The sequence below is a fragment of the Allobosea sp. WAO genome (assembly GCF_001509835.1).
GTDB lineage: Bacteria > Pseudomonadota > Alphaproteobacteria > Rhizobiales > Beijerinckiaceae > Allobosea.
In genome coordinates this window covers 58,554-72,698 of record NZ_JXTJ01000003.1, presented here as the reverse complement: position 1 = coordinate 72,698, position 14,145 = coordinate 58,554, and the positions used below count along the sequence as shown (strand labels likewise).

13 protein-coding genes are annotated in these 14,145 nt (G+C 67.0%); 6 read left to right on the top strand and 7 right to left on the bottom strand.

The window, feature by feature from the left end:
* Positions 1-72 precede the first annotated feature (72 nt).
* From DK26_RS01965 to DK26_RS01955, 3 genes are all read right to left on the bottom strand, one after another.
* Positions 73-579: a DinB family protein gene (locus DK26_RS01965; protein ID WP_066467790.1), complete on the bottom strand. Its 507-nt coding sequence runs from the start codon at positions 577-579 to the stop codon at positions 73-75.
* Positions 580-648: 69 nt separating this feature from the next.
* Positions 649-1,872 (bottom strand): FAD-binding oxidoreductase, encoded by a 1,224-nt coding sequence (locus DK26_RS01960; RefSeq protein WP_066467788.1) that lies wholly within the window; start codon positions 1,870-1,872, stop codon positions 649-651.
* An 80-nt stretch (positions 1,873-1,952) separates the two neighbouring features.
* Positions 1,953-2,867, bottom strand: coding sequence for a LysR family transcriptional regulator (locus DK26_RS01955; protein WP_066467787.1), 915 nt, complete (start codon positions 2,865-2,867; stop codon positions 1,953-1,955).
* Between the two features lie 184 nt (positions 2,868-3,051).
* On the opposite strand from DK26_RS01955, the gene DK26_RS01950 reads away from it, so the two are divergent.
* The 4 genes from DK26_RS01950 to DK26_RS01935 all read left to right on the top strand — a co-directional run bounded on the left by DK26_RS01950 (position 3,052) and on the right by DK26_RS01935 (position 8,901).
* Positions 3,052-4,572 carry an aldehyde dehydrogenase family protein gene (locus DK26_RS01950; RefSeq protein WP_066467786.1) on the top strand — a complete coding sequence of 507 codons (1,521 nt, stop codon included), beginning with the start codon at positions 3,052-3,054 and terminating at the stop codon, positions 4,570-4,572.
* Positions 4,573-4,698: 126 nt separating this feature from the next.
* A complete protein-coding gene (locus DK26_RS01945; protein ID WP_066467785.1) occupies positions 4,699-5,916 on the top strand; it encodes an acyl-CoA dehydrogenase in 1,218 nt (405 codons plus the stop codon).
* A gap of 122 nt (positions 5,917-6,038) precedes the next feature.
* Positions 6,039-7,226, top strand: a complete 1,188-nt coding sequence (locus DK26_RS01940; protein ID WP_066467784.1) for a CaiB/BaiF CoA-transferase family protein — start codon at positions 6,039-6,041, stop codon at positions 7,224-7,226.
* Positions 7,219-8,901 carry a thiamine pyrophosphate-binding protein gene (locus DK26_RS01935; protein ID WP_066467782.1) on the top strand — a complete coding sequence of 561 codons (1,683 nt, stop codon included), beginning with the start codon at positions 7,219-7,221 and terminating at the stop codon, positions 8,899-8,901. Before DK26_RS01940 ends, DK26_RS01935 begins: the two co-directional genes overlap by 8 nt.
* On the opposite strand, the gene DK26_RS01930 is transcribed toward DK26_RS01935, so the two are convergent.
* Together DK26_RS01930 and DK26_RS01925 are read right to left on the bottom strand one after the other, a co-directional pair.
* Entirely contained in the window at positions 8,887-9,459 is a 573-nt protein-coding gene (locus DK26_RS01930) for a cytochrome b (RefSeq protein ID WP_066467780.1), read from the bottom strand. The two genes, DK26_RS01935 and DK26_RS01930, sit on opposite strands and share 15 nt — an antisense overlap.
* On the bottom strand, positions 9,456-9,995 hold the full coding sequence (locus DK26_RS01925; protein ID WP_066467778.1) for a YceI family protein: 540 nt from the start codon (positions 9,993-9,995) through the stop codon (positions 9,456-9,458). The genes DK26_RS01930 and DK26_RS01925 overlap by 4 nt, the downstream gene beginning before the upstream one ends.
* 629 nt (positions 9,996-10,624) lie before the next feature.
* On the opposite strand from DK26_RS01925, the gene DK26_RS01920 reads away from it, so the two are divergent.
* Both DK26_RS01920 and DK26_RS01915 read left to right on the top strand, forming a co-directional pair.
* Positions 10,625-11,452 carry an outer membrane protein gene (locus DK26_RS01920; RefSeq protein WP_066467776.1) on the top strand — a complete coding sequence of 276 codons (828 nt, stop codon included), beginning with the start codon at positions 10,625-10,627 and terminating at the stop codon, positions 11,450-11,452.
* A 424-nt stretch (positions 11,453-11,876) separates the two neighbouring features.
* Positions 11,877-12,419, top strand: a complete 543-nt coding sequence (locus DK26_RS01915; RefSeq protein WP_157089469.1) for a hypothetical protein — start codon at positions 11,877-11,879, stop codon at positions 12,417-12,419.
* Here the strand turns inward: DK26_RS01915 and DK26_RS01910 are convergent.
* On the bottom strand, positions 12,413-13,129 hold the full coding sequence (locus tag DK26_RS01910; RefSeq protein WP_066467774.1) for an SDR family NAD(P)-dependent oxidoreductase: 717 nt from the start codon (positions 13,127-13,129) through the stop codon (positions 12,413-12,415). The genes DK26_RS01915 and DK26_RS01910 overlap by 7 nt on opposite strands.
* Complete coding sequence (gene tal / locus DK26_RS01905; RefSeq protein WP_066467771.1) at positions 13,126-14,097, bottom strand: transaldolase; 972 nt, start codon at positions 14,095-14,097, stop codon at positions 13,126-13,128. The genes DK26_RS01910 and tal overlap by 4 nt, the downstream gene beginning before the upstream one ends.
* Between the last annotated feature and the right edge of the window lie 48 nt (positions 14,098-14,145).

Below are 14,145 nucleotides of genomic sequence, written 5' to 3'. Positions count from 1 at the left end.
CAAGACGCCACACATGCAGGAGCGGCATGGCCCATGGGCAAACGCCTGCGTCCAGCGAGGGATCGGCCGGGCTCAGCCGCGCATGTCGACCAGCACGAGGTCGGTATCGCCCGGCTTCACGCCAGCACCTGTCAGCATGGCGTGGACCTGGCCGCGATGATGGGTCTGGTGGTTGAAGAAGTGGACGACGAGTTGCGCCCGAGGCCGTGCAAGCTCGCGGCGCGAGATGCCGGAGACCCAGCTCAGGTCGCCGGCGAGCCATTCCGCAGAAAGCCCGGCCGCCCAGTCGCCGATCAGGGCGTCGGTCGCGCGCCGCTCGGCGATGAGCTCGTCCCAGTCCTCGATCATGCGGGCGGATTCGCTGCCGGGCACGTCGGGCTTCGGCGTGCCGGAGAAGCGGTGGAGCCACATCCGGTCGCCCCAGAGCAGATGGCAGAAGGTGCCGTGGATTGAGCCGAAGAAGGCGCCGCGATCCTGCCTGCGCGCCGCATCGCTCAGCGTCGCGGCGGCACCGTAGAGATTCTCGTTCTGCCAGGCGTTGTAGCGCGCCATGGTGACGGCATAGGCGACATCGATCACGGCGTTGCTCCCCTCGTTCTGGCTTGGATGTTCCCGCCGCCCTCATCCCGAGGAGCCGCGGAGCCTGCCTCAGATGATGTTGGCCTCACGCAGCGGCCGGCCGGCGACGATGCGCTCGTGCCCGAGATCGGCAAGGTCGAGGCTCAGATAGCGGCCGTGCGCGATATGCTCGGCGAGGCCGCGCCCGACTGCCGGCGATTGCTGCAGGCCATGACCGGAGAAGCCGTTGGCCAGATAGAGATTGCCCACCCCCACGGCGGGGCCGACGATCGCGTTGCCGTCGAGCCCGTTCATGTCATAGGGGCCGGCCCAGGCCCGGCCGGGGCGGATCGCCTCGAAGGCGGGGATGCGATGGGCCAGCGCCGGCCAAACCGTCTCCTCGAAGAAGGACCAGTCGACATCCTCGACATCGGCGGCCTTCTCGTCCCAGTCGGGATCTTGCTGCCCGCCCACCGGCGAAGCGCCGCAGATGAACATCTGCCCTTCGGCGCCGCGCTTGCCCTCCGGCCGGCAATAGGCACCGGAGGTGTCGATCAGCAGCGGGCAGTTGTCGACCTCGCCCTTGCAGGTGAAGGTGAAGACGTAGCGCTTCTTCGGCGCGACCGGGATCGAGACGCCGGCCGTCCCGGCGAGCCGCGCGCCGTGCGAGCCGGCGGCGTTGACCACCGCTCCGCAAGCGATGCGGCTGCCGTCGGCGAGCTCGACGCCGATGACCCGCCCGCCCTCGACGATATAGCGGCTGACCTCGCCCTGGCGGTACTCGACGCCCAGCGAGCGGGCCTTCTTGCGGAAAGCCTGGAGCAGGGCCCAGCCGTCGAACCAGCCCTCGCCGCTGACGCCATAGGTGCCGCAGGCGAGATCCGAGGTGTTGAGCCAGCCGAACTTGGCGCCGAGCGCTTCGGTCGACAGCAGAGCGATATCGGCGCCCTCGACCTGCTGCAGCCGCTGATTGGCCTCGAGCACCGGAGCGCCCTCGCCGCTCGCGACATAGAGATAGCCGCCCTCATGCAGATCGATGGCGGGAACTTCGCCATCGACCGAAAGATGGCTGCCGATGCCGCGTAGGAAGCCGATGCCATGCAGCGAGATGCGGATGTTCACCGCGCTCGAAAACTGCTGGCGGATCGAGGCCGCCGACAGGGCCGAAGCCGAATAGCGATAGGTCGGGTCCTTTTCGATCACCACGGCCTTGCCGTTGAAGCCGGGATCGGCCGCGAGATGATAGGCAGCGGAGGAGCCGATCGCGGCGCCACCGACGATCACGACATCTGCGGTTTCAGGAGCGGAGGGCATGCGGGGACCTGCGACTGCGAAGGGAAGGTTCGTGACCTTTTCGCATGATTGGCGCGGCTTTCCTATCCTGTCGAGAGGCGCTAGCCGGCGCCCTCGCATTCGCCGAGCAGCCAGTCGCGGAAGGCGATCACGGTCGGCAGGCTCGCCTTGGCTTCGGGATAGACGAGGTAGTAGCCCTCCGGACCGCGCACCGGCCGGTCTACGGGTATGACGAGTGCACCGGAGCGCAGTTCGTCCTCGACGAGGAGGCGCGGTACGATGGCGATGCCGAGACCGGCGACCGCGGCCTGCGCCACCATGGCGAACTGCTCGAAGCGCGGGCCCATCAGCGCACGCTCCGGCGGCAGGCCCTGTTTCTCCAGCCAGTCGGCCCAGGCTCGCGGCCGTGTCGACTGCTGCAGCAAAGGCTGGCGCAATAGGTCGGCGGCCTCGGTGAGGCCGGCGCGCGCGACCAGTGCCGGCGCTGCCACCGGCACGACCTCTTCGCCCATCAGCCGGTGCAGCCGCGCACCCGGCCAGACCGGATGGCCGAAATGGATCGCCGCATCGGCGGGATCATGGGCGAAGTCGAAAGGCACGATCCGCGTCGAGAAATTGATGGTGACGCCGGGATGCGCCTCGGTGAAGCGCGGCAGCCGCGGAATCAGCCAGCGCGTGCCGAATGTCGGCAGAATGGCGAGATGCAGCAAGCCGGCGGCGCCGCGAAAGGCCATAGCCGACAAGGTGGCTGCGGCGAGCCGGGACAGGCCGTCGCGGACTTCCGCGGCATAGGCGGCCCCGGCCGGTGTTAGGCTGACGCGCTTCTTGACGCGCTCGAACAGGCTCAGGCCGAGGCTCTGCTCGAGCAGGGCGACCTGGCGGCTGACCGCCCCTTGCGTCAGGTTCATCTCCTCGGCGGCGCGGGTGAAGCTGCCATGGCGCGCCGCCGCCTCGAAGGCTGCGAGCGCCGAGAGGGAGGGCACCGAGAGGCGCCCGGGCACGAGCTCAGACGTCATGAGAAAACCTCATCAATATATGAGAACATATCGGTTGCCCCCGACAACCGAAAGAGGGCATTCTCCGCCGCAACCGACAGGCTTTTCGACGCTCGCCTTCCGCCGCGGTCCACGCGGACCGGACGGCGATCCGTTTCATGCGCTTCTCCCCGCGCCGGGCAGGAGCGCCAGGCACAGGTACGAGATGACCACTTCCCTTCCCAAAGACGCCCTCGCCCTCCTCCAGCGCCTCGGTGTGCCGGAAGCCGCCTATGCCGGCGCCGGCCTCTCGGCCCGCTCCCCGATCACCAGCGAGACCGTCGCGACCCTGCGCGAGACCTCGCCGGCCGAGGCCGAGGCCGCCATCGGCCGGGCGCAATCGGCCTATCTCGCCTGGCGCAAGGTGCCGGCGCCGCGACGCGGCGAGTTCGTCCGCCTGCTCGGCGAAGAGCTGCGTACGCACAAGGCCGATCTCGGCCTGCTGGTGACGCTCGAAGCCGGCAAGATCACCTCGGAGGGCCTCGGCGAGGTTCAGGAGATGATCGACATCTGCGACTTCGCCGTCGGCCTGTCGCGCCAGCTCTACGGCCTGACCATCGCCACCGAGCGCCCGAACCACCGGATGATGGAAACCTGGCACCCGCTCGGCGTCTGCGGTGTGATCTCGGCCTTCAACTTCCCGGTTGCGGTCTGGTCCTGGAATGCGGCGCTCGCCTTCGTCTGCGGCGACAGCGTCGTCTGGAAGCCCTCCGAGAAGACTCCGCTGACCGCGCTCGCCGTGCAGGCGATCGTCGAGAAGACGATGAAGCGCTTCGGACCGGAAGCCCCCGCCGGCCTCTCCGAAATCCTGATCGGCGGCCGCGAGATCGGCGACATCCTGGTCCAGGACCATCGCGTCCCCGTCGTCTCGGCGACGGGCTCGACCCGGATGGGCAAGGAAGTCGGCCAGAAGCTGGCGGCGCGCTTCGCGCGGGCCATCCTCGAGCTCGGCGGCAACAACGCCGCGATCGTCGCCCCCTCGGCCGATCTCGACATCGCACTGCGCGGCATCGCCTTCGCAGCGATGGGCACCGCCGGCCAGCGCTGCACCACGCTGCGCCGCCTGATCGTGCACGAGAGCGTCTATGACGCGCTGATCCCGAAGCTGATCAAGGTCTACAGCTCGGTGAAGATCGGCGATCCCCGTGAAGCCGGCGTGCTGGTCGGCCCGCTGGTCGACGAGGCCGCCTATCAGGGCATGCAGAAGGCGCTGTCCGAGGCCAAGGCCGCCGGCGGCAAGGTCCATGGCGGCGAGAAGGTCGATGTCGGCTCCGGCGGCTTCTATGTCCGCCCAGCGCTGGTCGAGATGCCCGCGCAGACCGGCCCGGTCGAGCGCGAGACCTTCGCCCCGATCCTCTATGTCATGAAGTACAACAGTCTGGACCAGGCGATCGCCATCCAGAACGCGGTCGGCGCTGGCCTGTCCTCCTCGATCTTCACGCTGAACATGCGCGAAGCCGAGCTCTTCGTCTCGGATGAAGGCTCGGATTGCGGCATCGCCAACGTCAATATCGGCCCCTCCGGCGCCGAGATCGGCGGCGCCTTCGGTGGCGAGAAGGAGACCGGGGGCGGCCGCGAGGCCGGCTCGGACGCCTGGAAGGCCTATATGCGCCGCGCCACCAACACGGTGAACTACGGCACCACCTTGCCGCTGGCACAGGGCGTCAGCTTCGACGTGGATGCGTGATCGATAACCCGTCATTCTCGGGCGAAGCGAAACGCAGACCCGAGAATCTCAGGACCAGCTAGCCGGTTTCCGAGATGGTCGGGCCAAGCCCGACCATGACGATCCAAAAAAGCAGGGAGACGACCAATGGCCGAGGCCGCCCGCAAGACCGCCCATAGCCACAAGCTCGCGCAGTTCAGCTGGGAAGATCCCTTCCTGCTCGACGAGCAGCTCACCGAGGATGAGCGGCTGATCCGCGACACGGCCCGCCAGTACGCGCAGGAGAAGCTGCAGCCGCGCGTCGCGGAGGCCTATCTCGAGGAGAAGACCGAGCGCGGCATCTTCAACGAGATGGGCGAGCTCGGCCTGCTCGGCGTCACGGTTCCCGAGGACTATGGCTGCGCCGGCGCCAACTACGTCTCCTATGGACTGGTCGCCCGCGAGGTCGAGCGGGTCGACTCCGGCTATCGCTCGATGATGAGCGTGCAGTCTTCGCTGGTGATGTACCCGATCTATGCCTATGGCGACGAGAACCAGCGCAAGAAGTACCTCCCGAAGCTCGGCTCCGGCGAATGGGTCGGCTGCTTCGGCCTGACCGAGCCCGACGCCGGCTCGGACCCGGCGGGCATGAAGACCCGCGCCGAGAAGGTTGCCGACGGCTACAAGCTGACCGGCTCGAAGATGTGGATCTCGAACTCGCCGATCGCCGATGTCTTCGTCATCTGGGCGAAATCGGTCGCGCATGACAACGAGATCCGCGGCTTCATCCTCGAAAAGGGCATGAAGGGCCTCTCCGCGCCGAAGGTCGGCGGCAAGCTTTCCTTGCGCGCCTCGATCACCGGTGAAGTGGTCATGGACGGCGTGATCGTGCCGGAAGAGAACCTGCTGCCGAACGTCTCGGGCCTCAAGGGTCCCTTCGGCTGCCTCAACCGCGCCCGCTACGGCATCTCCTGGGGCGCGATGGGCGCCGCCGAGGACTGCTTCCACCGCGCGCGCCAGTATGGGCTCGACCGCAAGCAGTTCAACAAGCCGCTGGCCCAGACGCAGCTCTACCAGAAGAAGCTCGCCGACATGGTCACCGAGATCACGCTCGGTCTGCAGGGCTCGCTGCGCGTCGGCCGCCTGCTCGACGAGGGCAAGATGGCGCCGGAGATGATCTCCCTGGTGAAGCGCAACAATTGCGGCAAGGCGCTCGACATCGCCCGCCAGGCCCGCGACATGCACGGCGGCAACGGCATCTCGATCGAGTACCATGTCATGCGCCATGCGGCGAACCTCGAGACGGTCAACACCTATGAGGGCACGCACGACGTTCATGCGCTGATCCTCGGCCGGGCCGTCACGGGTCTGCAGGCGTTCTTCTAGTCCTCCCTCTCGGGTCGTTCCGGGCGAGCACAGCTCGACCCGGGACCCATGCCTGAACTGTTCCGGCATGGGTCCCGGCTCTCCGCTGCGCTGCGGCCGGGACGACGACGTGGATTCCCGCGATGACTTCGACCCCTCCCCTCGCCGGCCTGCGCGTCCTCGAGCTGGCGCGCATCCTCGCCGGTCCCTGGATCGGCCAGCTTCTCGCCGATCTCGGCGCCGACGTCGTCAAGGTCGAGAGCCCGGAAGGCGACGACACCCGCAGCTGGGGGCCGCCCTTCGTCGAGGGACTCGATGGCGAGCACCTTTCGGCCGCCTATTTCCATTCCTGCAATCGCGGCAAGCGTTCGATCACCGCCGATTTCCGCAGCGAGGAAGGCCGGGCCCTGGTGCGCCAGCTCGCCGGCCACGCCGATATCGTAATCGAGAACTTCAAGGTCGGCGGGCTCGCCAAATACGGGCTCGATGCCGCGAGCCTGCGCAAGCTCCACCCCAGCCTGATCTACTGCTCGATCACCGGCTTCGGCCAGGACGGTCCCTATGCCGAGCGCGCCGGCTACGACTTCCTGATCCAGGGCATGGCCGGCTCGATGTCGATCACCGGCCAGCCCGACGGCCAGCCGACCAAGGCGGGCTATGCCAAGACCGACATCTTCACCGGGCTCTATTCCACCGTCGGCATCCTCGCCGCGCTGCGCCGGCGCGACCAGACGGGCGAAGGCGCGACGATCGACCTCGCCCTGATGGACACGCAGGTCGCCGTGCTCGGCAACCAGGCGCTGAACTATCTGGTCTCCGGCAAGCCGCCGGCCCGGCTCGGCAACGCCCACCCCAACATCGTTCCCTACGAGGTCTTCCCCGTGGCGGACGGCCACATCATCATCGCCACCGGCAATGATGGGCAGTATCGCCGGCTCTGCGAGGTATTGGGCCGTGCCGATCTCGGCAGCAATCCCGATTATGCCGACAATAAGGGCCGCGTCGCCGGCCGTGCCGTGCTGATCCCGATGCTGGCCTCGCTGACCGCGCGCCGCCACAAGGCCGAACTGCTGACGGCGCTGGAAGTCGCCGGCGTCCCGGCCGGGCCGATCAACGATGTCGGCGAGGTCTTCGCCGACCCGCAGGTGATCGCCCGCGGCATCAAGACCGAGCTGCAGAGCGCCGCCGCCAGGGCCGGCGCGATCCCGACCGTCGCCTCGCCGATCGTGATCGACGGGGTGCGTCAGGTCGCCGGCCGGCCGAGCCCGAGGCTCGGCGAGCACCAAGACGAAATCCTCAACGACCCCACCTGGAGTGGACGACATGGCTGAACGGACCGGCGGGCAAATCCTCGTCGACCAACTCCTGATCCACGGCGCGACCGATGCGTTCTGCGTGCCGGGCGAGAGCTATCTTGCCGTGCTCGACGCGCTGCACGATGCCAATCTCAAGGTCACGATCTGCCGCGCCGAAGGCGGCGCGGCGATGATGGCGGAAGCGGCGGGTAAGCTTACCGGCAAGCCCGGCATCTGCTTCGTGACGCGCGGCCCCGGCGCGACCAACGCCTCGCCCGGCATTCATATCGCCGACCAGGATTCGACACCGATGATCCTGTTCGTCGGCCAGATCGAGCGTGGCATGCGCGAGCGCGAAGCCTTCCAGGAACTCGATTATCGCGCCGTCTTCGGCACGATGACGAAATGGGCAACCGAGATCGACGATGCCGCGCGCATCCCCGAGATCATCAGCCGCGCCTTCCATGTCGCGACCTCCGGACGGCCCGGCCCGGTGGTGATCGCACTGCCCGAGGACGTGCTGACCGACCTCGCCGACGTCGCCGATGCCGAGCCCTATCAGGTCACCGAGACGCATCCCTCCCTGTTGCAGACCATCGACCTGCAGAAGCGGCTCTGGGCGGCGAAGAAGCCGGTCGCGATCCTCGGCGGCTCGCGCTGGAATCCGCAGGCGATCGAGCGCTTCCAGCGCTTCGCCGAGCGCTTCGACCTGCCGGTCGTCGTCTCGTTCCGCCGGCAGATGCTGTTCCCTGCCGATCATCCGAACTTCGGCGGCGATCTCGGCATCGGTCCCAATCCGAAGCTGTTGAAGCGCATCCAGGAGAGCGATCTCGTCATCCTGGTCGGCGGGCGGCTGTCGGAGATGCCGAGCCAGTCCTACACGCTGTTCGGCATTCCCAATCCGGGCCGGCCGCTGGTGCATGTCCATCCCGATCCGGAGGAACTCGGCCGGGTCTACCGCCCGTCGCTCGCGATCAATGCGACGCCAACCGCCTTCTGCGCCGCGCTCGAGACCGTACATCCGCCGCAGGAAATCCCGTGGGCCGGTGCCGCCGCCGAAGCGCATGAGGCCTATCTCGCCTGGAGCGAGCAGCCGGCGCCGGTGCCGGGCAAGTTCCATCCCGGTGAGATGGTGACCTGGCTGCGCCGCAACCTTCCCGCCGACGCGATCATGTGCAATGGCGCCGGCAATTACGCGACCTGGGTGCACCGCTTCCACCGCTTCACCAAGTTCGCGACGCAGCTCGCCCCGACCTCAGGCTCGATGGGCTATGGCGTGCCGGCGGCGATCGGCGCCAAGCGGTTATTCCCTGAAAGAACGGTGGTTGCCTTCGCCGGCGATGGCTGTTTCCTGATGAACGGTCAGGATTTCGCGACCGCGGTGCAGTACGAATTGCCGGTGATCGTCATCGTCGTCGACAACGGCATGTACGGCACGATCCGCATGCACCAAGAGAAGCACTATCCCGGCCGTGTCTCGGCGACGACGCTGAAGAACCCGGACTTTGCCGCCTATGCCAAGGCCTTCGGCGGCCATGGCGAGCGGGTCGAGACGACCGAGCAGTTCGCGCCGGCCTTCGAGCGGGCGGTGACCTCGGGCAAGCCGGCGATCATCCATTGCCTGCTCGATCCCGAGGCGATCACGCCGGCCAAAACGCTCTCGACGATCCGGGCCGAGGCGATCGCGGCCCAGGCGTCACAGGGCGCCTGAGCCCGCGCGCCAAAACCATATCCGGCGCAGCAGCCGGTCCCGCCAGACGAACTGGTGAACCAGCGCCGCGCCGAGATGGAACAGTCCCAGCACCATGAGGCTGTCAAAAGCCAGCCCGTGCAGGCTGCGCATCAGCTCATAGGTCGCCTTGTCCGGGCCGATGGGATGAGGGATCGCGAACCAGCCGAAGTACAGGGTCGGGATCTGGATCGGCGCAGCCGAGACCATCAGCAGACCCGTGACCGGTAGCGCCAGCAGGCACAGATAGAGTCCGGCATGCACGGCCAGCGCCGCCCGGCGCAGCCAGGCGCTGGCGGGCAACGGCTCCGGATCCGGGACGACCAGCCGCAGGCCGAGCCGCATCACGACGAACAGGGCGACGGTCAGCCCGATCGATTTATGCCACTGATAAAGGACGAACCGGCCGAGAAGATCGCGGCTCTCGTCGCCCATCAAACGCGACAAGCCGTACTGGACTGCGATGAGCGCAACCGTCAGCCAGTGCAGGGCGACGAGGGCCGGATGCCAGCGAGGCGGCCTCGCGACCGCCGCGGTCATTGCCCGAGCCGCCCCTTGATCGCGATCTCGACCTGATCGTCGACGACATTGACCTCGCGGCCGATGCCGAATGCCGAGCGCGAGAAGGCAGCGCTGGCACGAAACTGCAGGCGACCACCGCGCTCGGCGGCCCCGACATCGTCCTCGGCGACGGCGGTCGCCGCCACCGGATGGGTGACCGAGCGGATGGTCAGCCGCCCCTGAATCGTCAGGCTGCGATCGCCCGTCCGGGTCACGCTGTCCGAGGTGAAGCTCGCGACCGGGTGATGGGCGGTGTCGAGCATGCTCTCGCCCTTGATGAAGTCGTCGACCAGCGACGCGCCGGTGTGCAGCGATGCGGTCTCTATGGTGATGCGGATCCGGCTGCGCTCCGGCCGTGCGAAGTCGAGGGCCACGACACCGTCATAATGCTGGAATTGGCCCGAGGCGGTCGGCACGCCGAAACGGCGCGCCACAAAGCCGACCTCGCTGGCTCCCGGCCGCAGCGACAGGGAGGTCTGGGCGACCGCCGCACCGGCCGCCAAAAGCGCGAGCATGGACACAGCAAGTCGGTTCATGGCGCGACGGACGGCCCGAAAGATGGCGTGGCGGTGGCAGACGCAGCCTCACACGAAGAGTTGACATCAGAAGCGCCGCGAAACGGCCGCAGCTGCGATCTCGCCACCCTGCCCCACCGGACCACCGCGCATCCTAGACCATGACGTCAATAAAGCTGATGCCGAACGGCTAGAGAAAGCGCGAAACAACAAAGGTCTCGAGCGCTCGTGCATTTCGTAGAAGCGGAGGAATACTCTGCCGACGGCCTTACAACGACCCGAGCGGCCAGGCTCCCCACCGCTCGGCTGCAACCAAGCCATACTCTCGTAGCCAAGCTCGTCCTGACTTTTCATACCCCAAATGGGGGATGCCTTTCGAATTCAGGTCGCTAGAATCGGCGAATCAAATGCACCTTCATCAATATTGATCGGCGCAATCACCTCGCTTGCCGTAGAGGATTTTTTTACTATTCAGTATACTTGTTGCAAAACAGCATCACTTCGAATTTTAGAACACCGCCCCGCCATCCGTTCATTGACTTCCCTGCGGGCTAATAAGCAATAGAAGAGCAGATTTTTGTAGATCTCGCCGCTTCGAAGGAAGCGCCCTGAAACTTCGACAAAGGCACATGATGTCGATCAAGCATCTCCTTACCGGCGGCATCGCCCTCGCATCCCTCATCGGATCGTCCGCGTTCGCGGCCGACCTTCCCTCGCGCAAGTTTGCGCCGGTCGCGCCGGTTGTTCCGGTCTTCACCTGGACGGGCTTCTACGTCGGCCTGAATGCCGGCGCTTCCTGGTCGCACGGCTCGACCGGCATCGCGGCTCCCGCTGCGGGCTGGTTCAACACGATCAACGTCAACGGCGCGTGGCGGAAGTCGGAAGACAACGTCAACTTCACCGGCGGCGCCCAGGCTGGCTATAACTACCAGACCGGCAGCTTCGTTCTCGGCGTCGAGACGGACTTCAACTACGGCAGCATCGAAAGCAAGCGCGACGGCTTCGGCCGTGTCGCCTTCGGCGCGTTCGCGAACGAGCAGACCTTCTCGACCAAGACGAAGGTCGAGTGGTTCGGCACCCTGCGTGCCCGCGTCGGCGTCACGCCGATGGAACGCCTGATGATCTTCGGTACCGGTGGTCTCGCCTACGGCAACGTCAAGGCCTCGGCGGCGGAGACCGACCGCTTCCTGTTCAACGGCGTGGCCGTCGCGACCGACAGCTGGCATGGCTCGAAGAACGACACGCGTATCGGCTGGACCCTCGGCGCCGGCGCCGAGTACGCGCTGACCAACAACCTGTCGCTGAAGGCCGAGTATCTTTACGTCGACCTCGGCAAGCAGCGTTACAGCTCGATCTACACCGGCTCGATCCCGGCTCTGGCCGGCACCGTGGGAGCGCGCGTCGACCACGACACGAAGTTCAGCATCGTGCGCGCCGGCGTGAACTATCGCTTCTGATCCCGAAGCGAGTTTCGGAAACGAACGAGAAGCCCGGCCGCAAGGCCGGGCTTCTTCGCATTGGCGACTATTGCTGTGACCGTCAGCGTCTTCAAAGCGCCCGGCGCCAGTTCGCGACTATCCCACCCCCATCCGGCAGACCGCGGGCGACGTCGCGCAGAAGTACCTGACGACCAGCCCCCATAGCCGCGCTTCGGCGACCTCATGCGCTGATCGTGCCGATCGAGCGCCCTGGCAAATCGAGCGTGATCGTCTCGGGACTCAGTGCCGAGACCGCTTCAAAGGCCATCCTCACCTGGCTTGATCCACCGAACACCAAGCTGATGATCCCGGAAGCGATCGCTCCCGCGAAAACCCGACTGCCAGTGCCATTGAACTTTCTGGCTCGCGCTTCGTTTGGAAGAGCAGGCAGGGAGTAACGACAATGTCACGGCGCATGGTACTGGCAATGGGACTGGCGGGAGCGCTCGGCCTCGCCATGGCTCCCCAGGCGCAGGCGGCCGGCTTCCTCGACGATCTGGCGCGCATCTTCGGGGCGCGCCCGACGCCGCCGGCGATGATCGGCCGCGATCCATTCATCGGCAGCGATCCCTTCGAGATGACGGTAAAGCCGAAACGGCAGAAGCCGCGCGCAGCGGCGGCGTCGACCAAGCCGGCGGAACCTGCGGTCAAGCTCGATCCGGCGACCGATCCTCACTGGTATCTGCACGACCCGACGCTACGCAAAGGCGATATCCTCGTGACGCGCGGGGGCGTCGTCGTCTTCGACGGCCGCAGCGCTTCGGAGCACTCGCCGGCAGCCTTCACGGCGCTCGGCGACACGAAGCGACTGCCGAAGGCGCAGCAGCAGACGCTGCAGGCCGCGGCTGCCGGCGGGCGGGCCTATTTCCGCAATGATGGCTCGGTCAGCCCCGCTGCGCTCATTCAGAAGGTCAACGCCGAGAACGCGATCTCGCTGGCTCAGTAGGTCGCGCGACCGCCGGACAGATCGAAGACGGCTCCGGTCGAGAAACTGCATTTCTCGCTGGCGAGCCAGGCGACAAGCTCGGCCAGTTCCTCGACCTTGCCGAGCCGCTTGAGCGGGCTCTTGCCGATCATGGTCGCGACCGTCTCCTCGCTCATCTGCTGGAGCAGCTCGGTCTCGATCGCTGCCGGAGCCACGGCATTGACCAGCACGCCGCTGCCAGCGAGTTCCTTGCCCTGCGCCTTGGTGAGCGCGATCACGCCGGCCTTGGCGGCGCTGTAGGCGGCGAGCGTCGGAGTGCCCTCCTTGCCGGCGAGCGACGCGATGTTGACGATGCGGCCATAGCCGCGCGGCGCCATCGCAGCCGCGACCGCCCGCGAGCACAGGAAGGTGCCGGTCAGGTTGACCGCCTGGACCTTCTGCCATTGCGCCAGCGGCGTCTGCGCAACTGTGGTCGACGGGCCGGTCAACCCGGCATTGTTGACGAGCACGGCAATGGCGCCGTGCTCGCTTTCCGTCCGGGCGAGAGCAGCAGCGACCTGCGCCTCATCGGCAACGTCGCAGGCGACGAAGGCTTGACCGCCCTCGCCCTGCGCGAGATCCCAGACCACCGGAACGAAACCGTCCGCGGCGAGGCGCTCGCAGACGGCGCGGCCAATACCCTTGGCGCCGCCGGTAACGACGGCGACCTTCGCGACAGTCGCTGCGCTCACGCCGCCTTGGCCTCTTCGAGCTTGGCCGCGACGAGCTTGCGCAGGCCGCGCAGGTCCTTGACGAAGCCGCGAATGCCCTCGGCGAGCTTCTCGGTCGCCATCGCGTCCTCGTTCATCGCGAAGCGGAAGGCCTTCTCGTCGAGCACGAGGCGCTCGGGCGCCTTGCCGATGCTGTCCGGGGAGAGCTTGCGCGGCAGTTCGCCGGTCGCGGCCTGGAGTTCGTCGAGCAGGCCGGGGCCGATGGTCAGCCGGTCGCAGCCGGCCAGCGCCTCGATCTCTCCGGTGTTGCGGAAAGAGGCGCCCATTACCACCGTGTCGATGCCATGGGCCTTGTAATAGCTGTAGATGCTCCGGACGGAGACGACGCCAGGGTCGGTCTCGGCCGTGTAGGGGCCGCCGCCGGCCTTGACGTGCCAGTCGAGGATGCGGCCGACGAAGGGCGAGATCAGGAAGGCCTTGGCATCGGCACAAGCGACCGCCTGCGGCAGCGCGAACAGTAGGGTCAGGTTGCAGTCGACGCCCTCGGCCTGCAGCACGCGGGCGGCCTGGATGCCTTCCCAGGTCGAGGCGATCTTGATCAGGATGCGCTCGCGACCGACGCCGCGCTCCTGGTAGGCCGCGATAATGGCGCGCGCCTTCTCGATCGTCGCCTTGGTGTCGAACGAGAGGTCGGCATCAACCTCGGTCGAGACGCGGCCGGGAACGATCTTGGTGAGCTCGACGCCGAAGGTGACAGCGAGCCGGTCGCAAACTGCCTCGACCGCGCCGGCCCCGCCCTGCCGCTTGCCCCAGGCGATCGCCTCGTCGACGAGGGCGGCATAGGCAGGGGTCTCGACCGCCTTCAGGATCAGCGTCGGATTGGTGGTGCAATCCACCGGCTTCAGCCGCCGCACCGCCTCGATGTCGCCGGTGTCGGCGACGACGGTGGTCATGGCGCGGAGCTGTTCAAGCTTGGAAGCGGTCATCATGTCATCCGTAAGCGTTGCTATCGGTCGTGCCTTCAGTATGAGGCCTGA